At 68.2% G+C, this 17,019-nt stretch carries 16 protein-coding genes; 9 read left to right on the top strand and 7 right to left on the bottom strand.

Annotated features, from left to right (window positions below; all coding sequences use genetic code 11):
- Window positions 1–43: 43 nt before the first annotated feature.
- Window positions 44–793 (bottom strand): acyltransferase, encoded by a 750-nt coding sequence (locus P0W64_RS04660; protein ID WP_275478900.1) that lies wholly within the window; start codon window positions 791–793, stop codon window positions 44–46.
- Between the two features lie 104 nt (window positions 794–897).
- Here P0W64_RS04660 and P0W64_RS04655 point away from each other — a divergent pair, with 104 nt between their 5' ends.
- On the top strand, window positions 898–2,235 hold the full coding sequence (locus P0W64_RS04655; RefSeq protein WP_275478899.1) for a PQQ-binding-like beta-propeller repeat protein: 1,338 nt from the start codon (window positions 898–900) through the stop codon (window positions 2,233–2,235).
- 21 nt (window positions 2,236–2,256) lie between these two features.
- Here P0W64_RS04655 and P0W64_RS04650 read toward each other — a convergent pair whose 3' ends face one another.
- The gene (locus tag P0W64_RS04650) at window positions 2,257–3,222 is read right to left on the bottom strand and encodes a LysR family transcriptional regulator (protein ID WP_275478898.1); all 966 of its coding nucleotides are present in this window, start codon (window positions 3,220–3,222) and stop codon (window positions 2,257–2,259) included.
- Window positions 3,223–3,714: 492 nt separating this feature from the next.
- Here P0W64_RS04650 and P0W64_RS04645 point away from each other — a divergent pair, with 492 nt between their 5' ends.
- The 6 genes from P0W64_RS04645 to P0W64_RS04620 all read left to right on the top strand — a co-directional run bounded on the left by P0W64_RS04645 (window position 3,715) and on the right by P0W64_RS04620 (window position 11,140).
- Window positions 3,715–4,647: a TauD/TfdA family dioxygenase gene (locus P0W64_RS04645; protein ID WP_275478897.1), complete on the top strand. Its 933-nt coding sequence runs from the start codon at window positions 3,715–3,717 to the stop codon at window positions 4,645–4,647.
- A 70-nt stretch (window positions 4,648–4,717) separates the two neighbouring features.
- Window positions 4,718–6,364: an ABC transporter substrate-binding protein gene (locus P0W64_RS04640; protein WP_275478896.1), complete on the top strand. Its 1,647-nt coding sequence runs from the start codon at window positions 4,718–4,720 to the stop codon at window positions 6,362–6,364.
- A gap of 1 nt (window position 6,365) precedes the next feature.
- Window positions 6,366–7,379 carry an ABC transporter permease gene (locus P0W64_RS04635; protein WP_275478895.1) on the top strand — a complete coding sequence of 338 codons (1,014 nt, stop codon included), beginning with the start codon at window positions 6,366–6,368 and terminating at the stop codon, window positions 7,377–7,379.
- Complete coding sequence (locus P0W64_RS04630) at window positions 7,376–8,242, top strand: ABC transporter permease (RefSeq protein WP_275478894.1); 867 nt, start codon at window positions 7,376–7,378, stop codon at window positions 8,240–8,242. The genes P0W64_RS04635 and P0W64_RS04630 overlap by 4 nt, the downstream gene beginning before the upstream one ends.
- A gap of 1 nt (window position 8,243) precedes the next feature.
- Window positions 8,244–9,923 carry an ABC transporter ATP-binding protein gene (locus P0W64_RS04625; protein WP_275478893.1) on the top strand — a complete coding sequence of 560 codons (1,680 nt, stop codon included), beginning with the start codon at window positions 8,244–8,246 and terminating at the stop codon, window positions 9,921–9,923.
- Window positions 9,920–11,140 (top strand): acyl-CoA dehydrogenase family protein, encoded by a 1,221-nt coding sequence (locus P0W64_RS04620; protein WP_275478892.1) that lies wholly within the window; start codon window positions 9,920–9,922, stop codon window positions 11,138–11,140. Before P0W64_RS04625 ends, P0W64_RS04620 begins: the two co-directional genes overlap by 4 nt.
- A gap of 80 nt (window positions 11,141–11,220) precedes the next feature.
- On the opposite strand, the gene P0W64_RS04615 is transcribed toward P0W64_RS04620, so the two are convergent.
- A complete protein-coding gene (locus P0W64_RS04615) occupies window positions 11,221–12,516 on the bottom strand; it encodes an LLM class flavin-dependent oxidoreductase (protein ID WP_275478891.1) in 1,296 nt (431 codons plus the stop codon).
- Complete coding sequence (locus P0W64_RS04610; protein ID WP_275478890.1) at window positions 12,506–13,390, bottom strand: LLM class flavin-dependent oxidoreductase; 885 nt, start codon at window positions 13,388–13,390, stop codon at window positions 12,506–12,508. The genes P0W64_RS04615 and P0W64_RS04610 overlap by 11 nt, the downstream gene beginning before the upstream one ends.
- Window positions 13,391–13,854: 464 nt before the next feature.
- On the opposite strand from P0W64_RS04610, the gene P0W64_RS04605 reads away from it, so the two are divergent.
- On the top strand, window positions 13,855–14,610 hold the full coding sequence (locus P0W64_RS04605) for a class I SAM-dependent methyltransferase (RefSeq protein WP_275478889.1): 756 nt from the start codon (window positions 13,855–13,857) through the stop codon (window positions 14,608–14,610).
- Here the strand turns inward: P0W64_RS04605 and P0W64_RS04600 are convergent.
- The gene (locus tag P0W64_RS04600) at window positions 14,607–14,858 is read right to left on the bottom strand and encodes a helix-turn-helix transcriptional regulator (protein WP_275478975.1); all 252 of its coding nucleotides are present in this window, start codon (window positions 14,856–14,858) and stop codon (window positions 14,607–14,609) included. The two genes, P0W64_RS04605 and P0W64_RS04600, sit on opposite strands and share 4 nt — an antisense overlap.
- 38 nt (window positions 14,859–14,896) lie before the next feature.
- Between P0W64_RS04600 and map the strand changes: the two genes are divergently transcribed.
- Window positions 14,897–15,664 (top strand): type I methionyl aminopeptidase, encoded by a 768-nt coding sequence (gene map / locus P0W64_RS04595; protein WP_275478888.1) that lies wholly within the window; start codon window positions 14,897–14,899, stop codon window positions 15,662–15,664.
- 2 nt (window positions 15,665–15,666) lie between these two features.
- On the opposite strand, the gene P0W64_RS04590 is transcribed toward map, so the two are convergent.
- Together P0W64_RS04590 and P0W64_RS04585 are read right to left on the bottom strand one after the other, a co-directional pair.
- Window positions 15,667–16,263 (bottom strand): LysE family translocator, encoded by a 597-nt coding sequence (locus tag P0W64_RS04590; RefSeq protein WP_275478974.1) that lies wholly within the window; start codon window positions 16,261–16,263, stop codon window positions 15,667–15,669.
- Window positions 16,264–16,383: 120 nt separating this feature from the next.
- Window positions 16,384–16,950, bottom strand: coding sequence for an NAD(P)H-dependent oxidoreductase (locus tag P0W64_RS04585; protein ID WP_275478887.1), 567 nt, complete (start codon window positions 16,948–16,950; stop codon window positions 16,384–16,386).
- Between the last annotated feature and the right edge of the window lie 69 nt (window positions 16,951–17,019).

Raw genomic sequence — 17,019 nt, 5'->3', positions numbered from 1 at the left:
CGCCTCATGCCGCTCGCCGCCTCCCACGCCCGAGGTCACGGACCTACTCTGGGAGCCCCTTCGCACCCTGCTTCTTGCGCTCGATGTCGGCGAGCGCCCGCTCGAGCTCGGCGCGCTGGTCGGCAGCCTCGTCCCACATGTCCTTCCGGTTCTTGATGACCTTGGCCGGCGAGCCCACGGCGATCGAGTACGGCGGGATCACGCCGCGGACGACGGCGTGGGCCCCGAGCACGCTGCCGTGGCCGACGATGGTGCCGCGCGTGACGGTGACCTTGGTGCCCACCCAGGTGTCGCCTCCGATCCGCACGGGGCCCTTCACGATGCCCTGGTCCTTGATGGGGATGTTGATGTCGTCCATCTTGTGGTCGAAATCGCAGATGTAGCACCAGTCCGCAACGAGCGAGGCCGCGCCGAACTCGATGTCGATGTAGCAGTTGATCACGTTGTCGCGACCGAAGACCGACTTGTCCCCGATGCGCAGCGACCCCTCGTGGCAGCGGATCTTGTTGTCGTCGCCGATATGCACCCAGCGGCCGATCTCGAGGCGTCCGAGTCCCGGCGTCGCATGGATCTCGACGTTCTTCCCGAGGAACACCATGCCTTTGAGGACCACGTGCGGGTTCGCCAGCCGGAACTTCGCGAGCCGGAAGTACCGGACCAGGTACCAGGGGGTGTAGGCCTTGTTCTTCAGAACCCAGCGCAGCGACGCGGGACTGAGGAAACGCGCCTGATCGTCGGCCTGGTCGGCATGACGCCACCGGGTCCGGTACGGCGAGTTCCACATGCTCGTCATGGGCATCAACATTAGGCGACGCCGCACCGGGGCCGTGGCGCGCCTGGGGGGACGGCCGGGCTGTCGCGATAGTGTCTAGGGCGCTGACGCGAAGAAGGAGTGTGATGGTGGTGAGACCGTGGGCGCGCGGCCGCGTGGCGGTGGCGATCGCCGCCGCGGCTGCGGTGCTGGCCGCATGCAGCCCGGACACCTCCTGGGTCGACGCGAACGACTCCGCCGTCTGGCCCGGCATGGGCGGCAACGGCCACAACTCGTCGTATGCCGACCTGAACGCCGCCAAGACGTTGGTGCCCGCTTGGACGCGCCCCCTGGGCGGAACCAATCTGGCACCCCCTTCGATCACCAACCGCGGCTACACCTCGGTCACGGCGAAGACCCCGAGCGGCTGCACGACCTTCATGCTGGAGATCACCGTCGGGCGCAAGGTCTACTGCCGGCGCGACGGTGTGGGTGTCGAGCTGCAGACGCCCCTGGTCGACCAGTTCGACTACAGCTACATGGGCAATCCCGGCTGGGTGATCTCCCCCGACTCGGCGAACCAGATCCGCTGGCGCCGCCCCGTATCGGGCGATCCACTGTGGCTGAAGTTCGGTGGGGCCCGCGAGCTACTGGTCGTCACGCACATCGGGCAGGTCCTGGTGCTCGACACACACAGCGGCGAACCACTCGGCCCGTCGTACGGGCTGGTCCCGAACAAGACGGTCACGGATAACGCAGACGGCCTCGGAGACTGCCCCGACGCCGGACCCGGCTGCCCGGTCTCCGCGCCCCCCGCGGTCGACACGGCGCGCAGCCGCGCCTATGTCGTCGTTCGACGGGACGGCGCCAAGCGCTCCGACCTGGTCGCATTCGACTACGGAAAAGTGAACGGGCTCAATACGATCCGTATCGCATGGGAGCGCACGGATATCGATGACGACCCGTGGGGTTCGCCGGTCCTGTCCGCAGACTCGCGGACGCTCTACGTCAACACCCGCGGCGGGAAGCTGCTCGCGGTCGACGCGGACGGCGGCAAGACCAAGTGGTCGTACGACACCGGGTACTCGACGAAACTCGCGCCGTCGGTGTCCCCGTCGGGCGACATCGTCCTCGCCGCGGGCGCGACGTCGCGCGCACCGCTGATCGGGCTGCACGACGACGGTGGCTCCGCGCGCGAGCTGTTCCGGCGCACCGACGTCGCCAACGTGTCGGTTCCCGCGCAGGTGCGCGGCGGGACCGGGTACACCGTCGTCCGCGACTGGGGCGGCGGGAACACCAAGCTCATCGAGTTCCGCACCGACAGCGGCGACACGACGCGCACCTTCGATCTCCCCGGCACCGTGAAGTCCACGTCGGGCGTCGCGATCGGACCGGGCGGCGAGCTCGTGACCGTATCGGACTCGGGCGACGTATACGCGTTCACGAGCGGTAAGAAGATCGGCGACGGGATCCGCGCCGACTGATCCGGTGCCGACCACTGCGACTCAGGATGCGACGCTCCACTCGGCGGATCCGGCAAGCGCCTCGTCGGCGATCGCCCCAAGCGTGTGCAGGACAGACGTCATCGTAGGATCGGCGCGCCGGCCGTCCCGAACGACTGCGCTGATCGTGCGGGTACCGAGGTCTACGCCGGGCACTATCAGGCCCGCCAACCGATCCGGGACAGCGAGCAGCGGCACGACGGCCGCGGCGACCTCCGTGGCCGCCACCTCGCAGATGTTCTGCGCTCCGACGAGCCGATGCGCGACGCGCGCCGTGAAGCCGGTGTCATTCGCCAACCGAGTGACCGCGACGCCCAGCCCGCTGTCGGGCGGGCCCGTCACCCAAGGCGCTTCGGCGAGCGCCGCCAGCCCCCCGGTGCGCACACGTTGTCGCCATTGCGCGGGCGCCAGCAGCACCAATGGCTCGAAAATCAGTGTCTCGCTTGTCAGCCCGCCAAGTACCTCGTGCCCGAGAAAGTCATAGCTGCAGGTGACAGCGATATCCACCTCGCCTCGGCGCAACAACCGCAAGGACGCCGGGCTCGTCTGCTGCTGCACCTCGACCCGGATGCCGGGTTCCGCGATCCGGAGCCTGCGCATGAGTGGTACCGCCAGCAACGGGATCCCCATGTTGAACGAAGCCACCGCGACCCGGCCCGCCGCCCGATCACGCGTCGCCGCAACCGCACTCAACGTCTCATCGACCGCCTTCAGAACCCGCCGTGCGTGCTCCACCAACACCAGTCCGCTGGGCGTCAGCCCCAACGTGCGCCCCTCTCGCCGCAGGAGGACTGCCCCGACCTCGTCTTCGAGCACCCTAAGCTGTTGCGATACAGCTGAACTCGTGATCGATCGGCGTTCGGCGACGGCGGTCACCGAGCCGACTTCGGCGAGGTCGCACAGCAGGGACATCCGGCGCAGGTCCAGCATCAGTCTCGCCCCTCGGGGGTCGGCGCCCAGATCGGGCATCGGGGTAGTCGTTGGTGGTCGTACTGACCTCTTGGTGGACCGACACACGAGAACGCATGCGGCCGATCGGTGGTGATGCACGGCTACGACAGCCGGCCGGTGGCGCGGGTTCAGCGGCAACAGATCGCGCTGCGGTCGCGCATGAGATCGACGTATCGTCGACCGAAAAGCCGTTCCGCAACCATGTGTAGATGATCCCACCAACGGGTGCGCGATGCGGTGCCGAAAGTCGGGTGTGCACCGAGAAGTGTCCGCTGCGCTGCAGTTTCATCTGATTCGAGGCAGGAATCTCGGCGGGCGAAATCCTCGGGGGTGGCCCCGCCGGGTGTGACGCGGGCGCAACAGCCGGCGCCGATTAAGGACCGCTGAAGAAATCCGGTAGAAGAACATGGTTGTTCGCACGGGACCGTAGCTCGACTCTGAGTGACGTCGCCTCCGAGTTCGCGAGGCGCATCGCCGAATCACATCTCGCGCAATCCTTCAGGAGCCACCATGACCGAACTCGAGGACAGCACCAGCCTGGGCCTGGACGTCACGCCGCTCGCCGGATACATCGGCGCCGAGATCAGCGGCGTCGATCTCCGGGGGACGATCGAACCCGCCGTGGTGGACGAGATCCGCTCAGCACTGCACCGCCACAAGGTCGTGTTCTTCCGGGGTCAGGACATCGGCCACGCGGACCAGATCGCGTTCGCCCGACTCTTCGGGAGGGTCACGCCCGCGCACCCGCACGAGGAGGATCCGCCGGAGGGCTTCCCAGAGATACTGCCCATCGACAGCCGCCGTTACGAGACGAATCTCGGCCGCAAGCGCACGTCCTACGACAGCAGCTGGCACACCGATGTCACCGCCCTCGTCAACCCGCCCGCCGCGTCGATCCTGCGCGCGCACATCCTCCCGCCGTACGGTGGTGACACCGCGTGGACCAACCTGGTCGCGGCATACGAGAACCTGCCGAAGGACCTTCGCGACTTCGTGGACCGCCTCGACATCCGGCACCAGTTCACGACGCGCGCAGCCAGTGGCAGCCAGCGCGAACGCAAGGTCCGCGAGACCAACCTGGTCTCGTACCATCCCGCCGTGCGAGTGCACCCCGATACCGGCGAGCGGGCGCTGTTCGTCAGCCCCGGCTTCACGCGCGGCGCGCGGGAGGTCCGCGGCCTGAGCCCCTCGCAGAGCGAACGCATCCTGTCGCTGCTGTGGGAGGAGGCGACTCGCACCGAATACACCGTCCGCTTCAAGTGGGAGCCCGGCAGTGTCGCGTTCTGGGACAACCGCGCCACCGCCCATCTGGCGATCTCCGACGCGGGCCATCTCGGGCACGATCGGGTGCTGTACCGGGTCACGCTCGAGGGCGACGTCCCGCGGGGCGTCGACGGCCGGCAGTCGGAGCAGGTCTCGGGCGAGGCCTTCTACGGCTCCTGAGACCTATCCGTCCAGGCTCCCGGCGCGTGAGCACCGCGGCACACCTCGAATCAAGGAAACGATCCCGTTCATGACACATGATTTCACCCGTCGCGCCTTCATCGGCCTCGGTGCCGCAGCAGTGGGATCCGGCGTGTTGGCGGCGTGTGCCGGCGGCGGCTCGCCGCGGCCACGGGCGTCCGGCACGTCGGGCCCCCGCACCGGCGGCGAGATCGTCTACCTCAACGCGATGGTGAATCCGGGTTACCAGCAACAGCAGATCGGTTCGTGGCACGCCCTGCAGTACTGGGCGCTGTTCGTCGAATACCTCTTCTACGTCAACGAGAAGAGCGAACTGCTGCCCCATCTGGCGACCGGTTTCACTGCCAACTCCGACTTCACGAAGTTCTCCATCGGCATTCGCACGGGCGTGACCTTCTCCAATGGCGAGGTGCTGAACGCCGATGCCGTGGCCAAGAACCTGGACCTGTTCGGGCTCGGCGACACAAAACGCGCCATTCCCCGCGTCGCGAACCTGCCGCAGAGCTACCAACGGGCCGTCGCGGTCGACGAGTACGAGGTCGAGGTGAGTCTGAGAGATCCGTTCCCCGCCTTCATCAGGCATCTCGCGGGCTCGTCCACCACGGCGATACTCGCGCCCGCCACGATCGCGCTGCCCCTGGCCGAGCAGTCCGATCTGAGCAACACACACGCCACTGGACCGTGGACCGTGCAGTCGTGGACGCCGAGCAAGGAGGTGATCCTGCAGCGCCGCGACGACTACGCCTGGCCGCGCCTCGACGCGAAGCACTCCGGCCCCGCTTATCTGGACAAGATCACCATCCAACAGCTCACGGAAGACGAATTGCGGGTGGGTGCACTCGAATCCGGCCAGGCGCAGATCATCCACTACCCACAGCCGAGCGCGGAGGTGGGACTGGCGAAGAAGGGGTTCCACGTGATCGATGCTTTCGGGCCGGGCAGCGTATGGGGCCTACACATCCGGATCACGGCCCCGCACGTCGACGATCTCAGAGTCCGCCAGGCACTCACGCGGGCCGTGGACCGGCAGCAGATCGTGGATACCCTGTACCCGCCGAACTGGAAGGTGGCGCAGGGCCCGCTCAACCGAGCGACGCCCTGGGGCATCGATCTCTACGAGAAGTTCTCGTACGACCCGGATCTGGCGAACCGGCTGCTCGACGAGGCGGGCTGGACGGGGCGCGACGAGGACGGCTACCGCACGCGCGACGGACAGACACTCGAGCTGCTCGAATATCCGTCCGTGTTCATCACTACTTCGAAGTCCGACCTCACGCTGATCGCGCAACAGTGGCAGAAGGTGGGCATCAAACTGACTCTCAAGAACGTCGACTACGACAACTACAACACGGTCACCGCACCGAATCTCGAACCGCCGCCGCCGCTGTACGAGATCCATTGGGGGGCCGCATACCCCACGTTCCTGTGGCGGTGGTGGGACACCGGCCAACAGGACCAGTTCGACGCCCCGCCGGGCGGCCGCATGGACCAGTTGCTCACACAGATCACCGCCGCACAGACGGATCAGGAAGCCTACGCGCTTGCGGCTCGGCTACAGGAGTTCGTCATCGACAACGCATATTTCATCCCGGTTCACGAATTCCCCCAGAACTTCGCGGCCGCGGGGAACCTGCAGGGAATCACCTATGACGGGTACCCCCGTATCCAGCTCTACGACGCATGGTTGGACGCCTGACATGACCGGTGTGCTCGCCCCCCGCAGATTTCGGCTCGCCCGGTCCGGCCGCACCATCAGCGCGTCCTACGGTCGGAACTACGTCCTCTCCCGGATAGGCCAGGCCATCGTCGCAGCGGTCCTGGTCTACGTGCTGGTGTTCGTCATCGTCACCATCCTCCCCGGCGACCCCGTCGAAGCCCGTCTCCGTAATCCCGAGGCCGGCTACACCGAGCAGCAGGTCCAGGATCTCCTGGCGTACTACCACCTGAACCGCCCGGTCTGGTCACAGCTGTGGTACGCGTTGCAGCGCCTCCTGTTCCACGCCGACTGGGGCCTGTCTCTGGACGCCGGGCGGCCGGTTTGGGCCGTCGTGCTGTCCGGGCTGCCGTCCACGCTCGGGCTGGCGGCCGCCGCCTTCGGTATCGCCCTCGTCCTGGCCTTCGCGATCTCGCTCGGTGCGTGCTACCTGCCGGCGCGGTTCGGGGGCGGGGTGCTGCGCGCCTTCCCCTCGCTGTTCCTGTCCGCGCCCAACTTCCTGATCGGTCTACTAGTGATCGCGGTGTTCTCGTTCCGCCTGCGCTGGTTCTCGATAGTCGACTACAGCGCAGTCAGCACCCTGATCTATCCCGCGATCACCCTGGCCGTGCCGGTGTCCGCGCCGATCGCTCAGATCTTCATCAGCGCTCTCGACGGGGCCCGGTACGAGCAGTACTCGACGGTGGCCGTCGCGAAGGGCATCAGCAGATACACGCTGTTCGTACGGCACTGGCTGCCCAACGCAGCCCTGCCCACACTGACGATCTCGGCCATCATCGTGGGCGATCTGCTGGGCGGCTCGATCATCACCGAGGCCGTGTTCGGACGGACAGGTCTGGGCAAGGTGATCGAGACCGCCGCGACGGACCAGGACGTGCCGGTACTGCAAGCCGTCGTGACGCTCGCGGCGCTGATCTTCCTGGCGATCAATCTCGTCGTCGACCTGGTGTATCCGGTGCTCGACCCGCGGCTGCGACGGGCGGGGGCGGCGCGATGACCACTCGGATCAACGGCGCCGACAGCAGCGCCGGGTTCGCATCGTTATCCCGACTCCGCCTGGACACGCTCCGGTCACGGAACGGCTTCTCGCTTCTCGCGGGCCTGATCGTCCTGGTAGTCGTCGCGTGGGCGGTCGCACCCGGGCTGTTCACAGACCACAGCCCTTACGTGGGCATCACACACGAGCAGTTCGAGGCTCCGTCGGTGGCGCATCCGTTCGGCACCGACCAACTGGGCCGGGACGTATTCGCGCGCGTGGTCTACGGCACACGTCCCGCGGTGATCACCTCGCTGGTAGCTGTGGCCATCGGCCTGGTGATCGGCAGTCTCCTGGGACTGGTCGCCGGCTTCTTCGGCGAGTACGTCGACGCGGCACTGGGGCGCCTCATCGACGTCCTCCTAGCGATCCCCGCCTTCCTCCTGGCGGTGATCGTGGTCGTGTCGCTGGGCTTCGCGACCACCAACGCCGCAATCGCGGTGGGAGCCTCGTCGGTGGCCGTGTTCGCGAGGCTGAGCAGATCCGAGACCCTGCGCGTCAAGTCGCTGGCATTCGTCGAGTCCGCATATCTACTGGGCGGCAACAAGATACAAATTCTACTGCTGCACGTGTTGCCAAACACCTACCGCCCGATCCTGGCGCTTACCGTGCTGCAGTTCGGCATCGCGATCATCAACATCTCCGGACTGGCATTCCTCGGCTACGGGAGCCCGCCCCCCGCTTCGGACTGGGGGCTGCAGGTGGCCGACGGCAAGGCGTTCTTCTACAGCTTCCCGTGGCTCGTCGTCGCACCCGGTGTCGTGATGGTGCTGACCGTGCTCTCGCTCAACCAACTCAGTAAGTCGATAGGTAGGAGGAAGTGACATGACCACCACACTCGAAGAGGTCGACGTCGCGGGCGGTGCCGGCAGGGCGTCGGCGCCACTCCTCGCGGTGCGCGACCTCCGGGTCACATACGGCCGCAGCCGGACCGCTACGGTCGATGACGTCTCTCTGAGCGTGCGCCGTGGCGAGACCGTAGCTGTCGTCGGAGAATCCGGCTCGGGCAAGTCCACGGCGGTGAACGCGATCCTGCGACTGCTCGACGGCCGCGCGAGAGTCGAGGGGATGGTGACATTCGACGGGCGGAGCGTGTCATCACTCGGCGAACGTGGGTTCCGAGCGTTGCGGGGGCGCAGGATCGGCTACGTGCCCCAGGATCCCACATCATCGCTGAATCCGGTGCGGCGCATCGACCGTCAGGTGTATGAGGCCTTCGCGACCTCGCGTCTTCCGGAGTACACCCGGACCGGCGCGCACCGAGACCGGGCAGAGGGTCTCCTCGCGTCGGTGGGCATCGTGAACCCCGAGCGCGTGCTGCGTTCGTACCCGCACGAGCTGTCGGGTGGGCAGCTCCAGCGGGTCTTGATCGCGATCGCCATCTCCCAGCACCCCGATCTCATCGTCGCGGACGAGCCGACCTCGGCGCTGGACGTGACGATCCAGCGGACGATCCTCGATCTGCTCGATCGACTGAAGGCCGACAACGGCCTGTCGGTCCTCCTGGTGACCCACGATCTGTCCCTGGCCGCCGAACGCGCGGACGAGGTGTTGGTGCTCGATCGGGGAAGGGTGGCCGAATACGGTTCGGCGACGCAGGTGTTGCGACATCCGAAGGCCGACTACACGCGAGAGCTGATCGGCGATGTCCCGAGCCTGAACCTGGACAGGTTCGCACAGGCGAAAGCCCAGCGCCCCGCGGCCACCGGCGACGACTACGCGCTCACGGTAACCAACATACGAAAGACATACGGACGCGGGGAGAATCGCACCGAGGCACTCAAGGGGGTGTCGTTGTCCGTCGAGTCCGGGCGGACCCACGCGCTGGTCGGCGAGTCGGGGTCCGGGAAGTCCACGCTGGCAAGGATCGTCTTGCGCCTGATCGAGCCTGATGCGGGCGAGATCCGGGTGGCGGACCGAGACATCGCGCACCTTGGACGGCGACACCTGCGCGACGCCCGCCGCAACCTCCAGCTGGTGTACCAGAATCCCTTCAACTCACTCGATCCGACGTACTCCGTCGAGCGGCTGGTGTCCGAGCCGCTGCGCCGCTACCGGGTGGGCGACCGGCACCGACGCCGCGAACGGACGGCCGAATTGCTCACGCTGGTGGGACTGGACGAATCGTTCACGCACAGGAGCATCCGGCAGCTCTCGGGCGGCCAGCGGCAACGCGTCGCGATCGCCCGTGCGCTGAGCCTCAGCCCGAACCTGCTGGTGCTCGATGAGCCGACCTCGGCACTGGATGTGGTGGTGCAGGCACAGATCCTGCAGGTACTCGCAGACCTTCAGGCGAAGCTCGGCTTGAGCTATCTGTTCATCTCGCACGATCTGAGTGTGGTGCGACAGTTCGCGGATACGGTGACGGTGCTCCAGCTCGGCGAGGTCCGCGAGTCCGGCCGAGTGGACGCGATCTTCGACGATCCGCGCAGCGACTACACGCGCGCCCTGATCGACTCGATCCCACGGGCGTTCCACGACGCCCGAGCGGAGGTGGGACGATGACGGAGTCCCTCGTCCGATCCGGGAACGGACAGCCGCCGGCCCTCGACTCGCCGGAATCGGCCGAGATCCTCGACCGCATCGCCACCGACGCCCGGATCCGCCGCGATCAGGGCGGCCGCCCCGAGGTGGCACTGCAACTGGTTCGCCGCCATCGTCTCGGTGCCGTGCGACTCCCCGTCGAGCTCGGCGGTGCCGGATACTCCAAGCGGCAGCTGTTCGAGTTGGTGATCCGGCTCGCGGAGGCGGACCCGGATGTACCCCACATCCTGCGGGTGCATTGGGGATTCGTCGAGGATCGGCTCCGATTGCGGCATCGGGAGGCCGGACGTCCGTGGCTCGCGCAGATCGCGGACGGACTCCTGTTCGGCGGGGCCAGCTCCGAACTGAGCAGCCACACCGTGGGGAGCCGTGCCTACGACACCACGGTGACGCCGACCGCCGACGGATACGTGCTGCGCGGCCGGAAGTTCTACAGCACCGGCAGTCAGTACTCGGACTACCTCAGGATCGTCGCGGCGGATCCGAAGGGCGACACGGTGAACGTGCTGATTCCCGCCGATCGCGCGGGCGTCATCCACGCCGACGACTGGGACGGCATAGGTCAGCGGGAGACCGGGAGCGGGACCACGATCCTCGATGACGTCCGTGTGAATGCCGACGAGCTGATCACGTGGGAGCGTTGGGAGGACGACGCCCGGCCCCGGTCCGCGCAGCCGCAGCTCATCCTGCATGCGATCGCGGCGGGCATCCTGCGGTCGGTGACCACCGACGCCGCCGAGCAACTGCGCACCCGCCGTCGCACTTACGCGTTCGCCGCCGCGGACCACCCCGCGGCGGACCCCCAGCTGCTCGAAGTGGTCGGTCGGCTCTCGGCGGCCGCCTTCGTGGCTGAGTCGACGGTGCTCGCGGCCGCCGACGCGCAGGATCTGGCGGCCACGCACGCCGTCGGACACGGAGCCGCCGACCCGGGGCTCGAACACGAGGCCTCGTTGCTCGCCGCGAAGACCAAGGTCGGGATCGAGGGTCTTGCGCTCACGGCCGCCGCCGACCTGTATGCGGTCGGCGGCGCGTCGGCGACCCGTGCATCCGCGCATCTCGACCGCCACTGGCGGAATCTTCGGACCCTCTTCTCGCACAACCCCACGCCGTACAAGGCGCGGGCCATCGGGGATCTGGAGGTGAACGGCACTCCCCTACCCCGAATCGGGTTCTTCTGAACCGAGGGATCCTGCACGTAACGTTGGGAGCGGCCCCGGGATCCCTGGGGCCGCTCCCGATCGTCGTGGTCGGCGCTTACTCACGAAGCGGCGGCAGCCCGACCCTGCAGGTGGATACCGAGCCGGCCCCGCAGCGTGCGCTCGGAGTACTCATGTCGGAACAAACCACGCGCGCGCAGGATCGGCACCACGTGATCCACGAAGTCCTCCAAGCCGTCGGGGAAGCGATCGGGCATGAGATTGAATCCGTCGGCAGCACCGGCCCGGAACCACTGCTCTATGGTGTCTGCCACCTGCTCCGGAGTCCCGGTGATCTTCCGGTGTCCGCCTGCGCCCGCCAACCGGCCCAGGAGTGCCCGGACGGTAGGGCGCTCCTCCTCGGCCAGACGTACGACGGATTCGCGGAACCCCAGCGATGCGCCGAACCGTGCCGGGTCGGCGGGAGCGGCGAGGATCCGGCCAGGGACCGGGCGGTCGACGTCGAGCTCGCCTGGTGGCACCCCGAGCAGTGTCTCGAGGCGGGACAGCGGAAACCCGTCCGGCGCGGTGGTCTCGGTCTCGGCATGTCGCCGCTGCGCCTCGTCCTCGGTACTCCCGATCGTGGTGATGAGGCCGGGCAGGATCTTCACGTGCGCCGGGTCCCGCCCGGCGGCGGCGGCGACCGCCTTCACGTGTTCGTAGTGCTCGACACCGGCGCGCAAGCTCAGCTCGGCAGAGAACACCGCGTTGGCCTCACGGCCTGCGAGCTCTCTGCCGGCAGGCGAGCCGCCTGCCTGCACCAGCAGCGGATATCCCTGCGCCGAGGCGGGTGCCGGGAGACGGCCACTGATCTCGAAGAACTCGCCGTCGTGATCGACTGCGGGTCCGCCGAGGGCCGAGCGCCAGAGTGCGGTGACCACCTCGACGAACTCCCCCGCCCGTCGGTATCGGGTGTCCCTGTCCGGGAGTTCGGGAAGGCCGAAGTTCCCGGCGACATCCGGACTGTAGGTGGTTACCACGTTCCACGCGGCTCTGCCGCCCGACGCGTAGTCGAGCGACAGGAACCGGTATGCCAGCTCCCACGGATCGTTGAACGTGGACGATGCGGTACCGATCAGCCCCAGGTTCTCCGTGACCGCTGCGACCGCCGCAAGGATCAACGTGGGTTCGAGGGCACGGGAGGGCTTGTAGCGCGGGTCTTCTCGCAGTCCCGGGCCGTCGGCGAGGAAGAACGCGTCGAGACTCCCACGCTCGGCGATACGCCCGATGTGCTTGAAGTACTCGATGTCGACGAACGCGAGGCCGTCGAGATCGTTGTGCCGCCAGGCATCGTGTGTGATGCCGACGTCGAGGACGTTGACGTTGAGGATCACGTGTCGCTGCACATCAGTTGCCATGAGTAGCCCCCGCCTTGTCAGTCGTCGATGTGTGCGTATCCGTCTCGGCCGGGTCGGGAAAGACCCGGCGGCCGTGCGTGGGCGGCTCGACGCGCACCAGACCGAACCGTTCACGCAGCCACCCGGACGGGAGCGTTCCCGTATCCGGCGCATCCCGCACCAGATGTCGCAGTGATTCGAGATCGTCTACCCGGTGCACCACAGTCCGGCCGTCACCGGGCCGGATCACCACATCGGCGACCGCCGCGAGGGCGGCATCGGCCGGACCGGGCGACCAGGCTAGGACCGGGGGCCATATCTGCGGGCTCCACGGCACCTGCAGCGGCCCATCGACATCGAACGCGCCGCGATGATCGATCGCCACCACCCGGTGCGACTCCGCGAAGACCCCGGTCGCGCGGTCGGCCACGATGGCGTCCAGCGGGAAACTGCGCCAGAGCTCACGCAGTACCCGCACCGCGTCGGCCGCGGCGGCGGTGGGCGTCGCCCGCGTCCAGGGCGACCCCGGGCTCGCGCCCCGGTCCAGGGCCCCGATGAGCAGGCCTGCCCGGCCGCGGGATGCGTGATCGATCGTCGACAGACGACGCGCGATGTTGTACGGGTGGTCACGCTGCGGCGCGGCGGCGACGATCAGTCCGAGGCTCGTCGTGTGATGCGCCAGGGTGATAGCCCCGACGGTCGGGTCGACGCCGCCTGCCCCTGCGTCCTGCGAATCGATGACGATGTCGGACCCTAAGACGACGGCGTCCGCCACGGATTCGAGACGCTGAGCGAGCCGTGTCAATTGCGAGGCGTGCTGCGGCGCGAGGAGCTCCGCGAGCGCTGGCCGGGACAGGGCGACCAGCACCGGTGGCCGCGGTTTCGGATTGGTCATGCCTCGACAGTGCAGCCACTTCAGCCGCCGAACAAGCAAGCGGCGCTACGTGATCTGTGAAGCTCGACGTCCGGTGACACACCGACGTGCGAAGTGCCGCCCGGCGGTGACGAGAAAGGCGCGCGATGCAAGAACCTCTGAACGGGTCCCGCAGCCCGATGGCGGGTTCCGGTGCACCGCGGGGAGGACCGTCGGTGGCGGCGCCCTCTGTACCGACCGCACTGCGCACCCGCTCGTCGAAACATACCCGAGGAGGGAGCACCAGACGAGCGATACCACGCGGCCGCGGCGGCTGGGCGCGAACGGCCTTTCGGTGTTCCCGATGCGGCCGGCCGGCCACGCAGGTGGCCGGTGATCGGGCGATCAGTCTGGGCATCGAGGCGCCGCCCAAGATCGGGTTGCCGACCTACTCGGTGCCGAAACGTTCACGACTCTGCCGCCTTACATGCGGCAGGCTGAGATCCATGAGTATCGACTGGGCGGCATGGCTCGAGCGGTGGGACAGGCAGCAGGCGGGGTACGTCTCGCAGCGCGAGGAACGGTTCACGGCTGTGTTCGACGTGCTGGAGGCGCTGCTGCCGCCCGAGTTCGTCGCTGTCGACCTGGGCTGCGGCCCGGGGTCGCTGAGCGCACGGCTGCTCGCCCGCTTTCCCGCCGCACGCGCCGTCGGCGTGGACTTCGACCCCGCGATGCTCGCGCTCGGGCGGGGCGCGCTCGGCTCCGTAGGCGGCCGGCTGCGGTTGGTGAAGGCGGACCTGGACTCCCCCGCGTGGGTCGACGAGATCGGCGAGGCGCGCATCGATGCCGTCGTCAGCAGCACGGCCCTGCATTGGCTGCACCCCGAGCCACTCGCCCGCACCTATCGCGACGCGCACGCCCTGCTACGCCCGGGCGGCGTCCTGATCGACGCCGACCACCTGGCGTTCGGCGAGCCCACGCTGCGCCGCCTGGACGACGAGCGGCTGGAGCGGGAGTGGTCCGACGAGGCGTTCGCTGCCCGGGGCATCGAGACGGCGGAGCAGTGGTGGGAGGCGTTCGGCCGGGAGCCGGGCGGCGCAGAGCTGGTCGCGGCCCGGGCCGCCGCGTTCGCCGGTAAGACGCGGCAGGAGACGCCGCCGGACTTCGACGCCCATGTCGCCGCGCTGCGCGCAGCGGGATTCGGGGAGATCGGCACCGTGTGGCAGCGCGGGTCCGACCGAGTACTCGTGGCGGTGCGCTAGGCCGGGACCCCGCGATACTCGCGAGCGAGGTCGTCGAGTGGGAGGCCGAGCGCCTCTGCCAGAGCGACGACGGTACCGAATGCGGGCGACGGCATCCGTCCGGCCTCGATCTTGCGCAGCGTCTCGGGCGAGATCCCCGCGGCGTCGGCGACGTCGTCGAGGCGGCGCTCGCCGCGGGCGCGGCGCAGTTCGTCGCCCAGCCGGCGCCCGGCAGCGATCTGTGCATCGGTAAGCGGCCTGCGCACCATCACGGAAACCATGATGCCACATCTGGTATAAAAATACCATGATGGAGTTGAAGACCCCTTCGGAGGTCGAGAAGATGCGCGTCACAGGCGGATTCATCGCCGAGTTGTTGGACGCCCTGACGTCGCGCGCGCAGGTGGGTGTCAACGTGCTCGACCTGGAGGATCATGCGCGCGGCATGCTCGCGGCTCGGGGCGCCGAGTCCTGCTACTGGGACTACGCGCCCTCGTTCGGCTGCGGCCCGTTCCGCAATGTCACCTGCCTGTCGGTCAACGACGCCTGCCTGCACGGCCTCCCGCGCGACCACATCCTCACCGAGGGCGATGTGCTTTCGGTCGATATCGCGGTCTCGATCGACGGCTGGGTCGCCGACGCCGCGCGCACCGTCGTGATCGGCCCTGCGCTACCCGAGGACCGGCGGCTCATAGCCACCACGGAGGCGGCCCTCGACGCCGCGATCGCGGCCGCCGGCCCGGGCGCCAAGCTGGGCGACGTCTCGCACGCGATCGGCGAGGTGTTGCAGGGCGCCGGGTACAAGGTGAACACCCAGTTCGGTGGGCACGGACTCGGCCGCACGATGCATGAGGACCCGCACATCCCGAACCTCGGCCGGCCGGGCCGAGGCCTCACGCTGAGGCCCGGAATGACGTTCGCGTTCGAGCCCTGGCAGTGCGCCACGACCGACAAGGTGGTCTTCGACGACGACGGCTGGACGATCCGATCCGCCGATGGTTCACGCGCCTCGCACAGCGAGCACACGGTCGCGATCACCGACGACGGTGCCCGCATCCTCACCCTGCCGCTGTAGCGCTACACCCGCGCACGCTGCGGCACCTCCCGCGCCACAAGCAGTGCGACCGCTCCGAGCATCGTGCCGGTGACCCTCCGCTGCCACACCGCCCACCCGGGACGCGCCGCCAGTAGCGCGGCGACCGAGCCGGCGCCCAAGATCAGTGCCGCGTTGACCACCAGGCTGACCGAGATCTGGATGCCGCCGAGCAGGAAGCCCTGCGCCACAACGTGACTGCGAGCAGGATCGATGAACTGCGGAATCAGTGCGAGGTACATGATCGCCGCCTTCGGGTTGAGCAGGTTGGTGGTCAGGCCCATCGCGAACAGCCTCGCCGGGCGGTCGCGGGCGACGGAGCCCGGTTCGAACACGCCCTTGCCTCCCGGGCGTAGCGCCTGCCAGGCCAGCCACGCCAGGTACAGCGCGCCTGCCCCTTTGAACCCGATATACAGCCACGGCACCGCCACGAACACCACCGCGAGCCCCACGTTGGCCGCCACCAGGTAGACGACGAAGCCCACCCCGGTGCCCGCCAGCGAGACCAGGCCCGCAACCCGGCCCTGAGACACGCTGCGCGACACCAGGTACAGCATGTTGGGCCCAGGAGTGAGCACCATTCCCAGAGCGGTCAGGGTCATACCGAGGGCCGCGGTCGTCGATATCGTCACCGCATCAGCGTGGCCCCGCACCCACCCGGGCGTACATAGCCACTTCGCCACGACTGGCTGCCGGAACGCCTACGCCGCAGGATCCGGCACTGCCGACCTCAGTCGGACGGCGACTCCGACAGCGCGCCCGGCCTGGTAGCGGGCCGCGGCCAACGCGAACTCCGTGGGTGGGTCGCCGAAACCGGCGACGTGCCCAGCCCCGTGCGGATTCCCCGATCGCATCTGCTCGTCAGCCGGGACCGGTGCGGTGAAACCGGGAGGCACGATGATCCCGCCCCAGTGGGTGAAGATCGTTGTGAAATTCGTCAGGGTGGTCTCCTGGCCGCCGTGCGTGCTGGCGCTGGATACGAAAGCGCCGTACACCTTGTCGGCCAGCCGCCCTGCCCGCCACAGGTCGCCGGTGCTGTCGATGTACGTCTTGAGCCGCGCAGCGATCGTGCCGTAGTGACTGGGCGTCCCGAAAAGGACGACATCGGCCCATTCCATGTCGTCGGTAGCTGCGTCATCGGCCGAGAGGAACCGGACGTCGGCGCCCGCCTCACGCGCGCCCTCGGCGGCGGCCTCGGCCAGTCCTCTGATGCTGCCCGCCTCGCTGTAGAAGATCACCGCGACGTTCGTACGCTCATTCATGCCCATGTCACAGACGCTGCCGCAGAACCGGACCGACCGTCCAAGACCGACTGGGTGCGCCACGATACTGTGCGG

It is taken from the genome of Tsukamurella sp. 8F (assembly GCF_029167375.1).
Classification (GTDB): domain Bacteria; phylum Actinomycetota; class Actinomycetes; order Mycobacteriales; family Mycobacteriaceae; genus Tsukamurella.
The sequence above is the reverse complement of the archived record's forward strand: the minus strand, read 5'-3'. Positions and strand labels throughout refer to the sequence as shown.

Excerpts from the sequence above, each read along its gene's own strand:
- P0W64_RS04660 (WP_275478900.1), bottom strand. The coding sequence starts at position 793 with ATGACGAGCATGTGGAACTCGCCGTACCGGACCCGGTGGCGTCATGCC.
- P0W64_RS04655 (WP_275478899.1), top strand. The coding sequence starts at position 898 with ATGGTGGTGAGACCGTGGGCGCGCGGCCGCGTGGCGGTGGCGATCGCC.
- P0W64_RS04650 (WP_275478898.1), bottom strand. The coding sequence starts at position 3,222 with ATGCCCGATCTGGGCGCCGACCCCCGAGGGGCGAGACTGATGCTGGAC.
- P0W64_RS04645 (WP_275478897.1), top strand. The coding sequence starts at position 3,715 with ATGACCGAACTCGAGGACAGCACCAGCCTGGGCCTGGACGTCACGCCG.
- P0W64_RS04640 (WP_275478896.1), top strand. The coding sequence starts at position 4,718 with ATGACACATGATTTCACCCGTCGCGCCTTCATCGGCCTCGGTGCCGCA.
- P0W64_RS04635 (WP_275478895.1), top strand. The coding sequence starts at position 6,366 with ATGACCGGTGTGCTCGCCCCCCGCAGATTTCGGCTCGCCCGGTCCGGC.
- P0W64_RS04630 (WP_275478894.1), top strand. The coding sequence starts at position 7,376 with ATGACCACTCGGATCAACGGCGCCGACAGCAGCGCCGGGTTCGCATCG.
- P0W64_RS04625 (WP_275478893.1), top strand. The coding sequence starts at position 8,244 with ATGACCACCACACTCGAAGAGGTCGACGTCGCGGGCGGTGCCGGCAGG.
- P0W64_RS04620 (WP_275478892.1), top strand. The coding sequence starts at position 9,920 with ATGACGGAGTCCCTCGTCCGATCCGGGAACGGACAGCCGCCGGCCCTC.
- P0W64_RS04615 (WP_275478891.1), bottom strand. The coding sequence starts at position 12,516 with ATGGCAACTGATGTGCAGCGACACGTGATCCTCAACGTCAACGTCCTC.
- P0W64_RS04610 (WP_275478890.1), bottom strand. The coding sequence starts at position 13,390 with ATGACCAATCCGAAACCGCGGCCACCGGTGCTGGTCGCCCTGTCCCGG.
- P0W64_RS04605 (WP_275478889.1), top strand. The coding sequence starts at position 13,855 with ATGAGTATCGACTGGGCGGCATGGCTCGAGCGGTGGGACAGGCAGCAG.
- P0W64_RS04600 (WP_275478975.1), bottom strand. The coding sequence starts at position 14,858 with ATGGTGCGCAGGCCGCTTACCGATGCACAGATCGCTGCCGGGCGCCGG.
- map (WP_275478888.1), top strand. The coding sequence starts at position 14,897 with ATGATGGAGTTGAAGACCCCTTCGGAGGTCGAGAAGATGCGCGTCACA.
- P0W64_RS04590 (WP_275478974.1), bottom strand. The coding sequence starts at position 16,263 with ATGGTGCTCACTCCTGGGCCCAACATGCTGTACCTGGTGTCGCGCAGC.
- P0W64_RS04585 (WP_275478887.1), bottom strand. The coding sequence starts at position 16,950 with ATGGGCATGAATGAGCGTACGAACGTCGCGGTGATCTTCTACAGCGAG.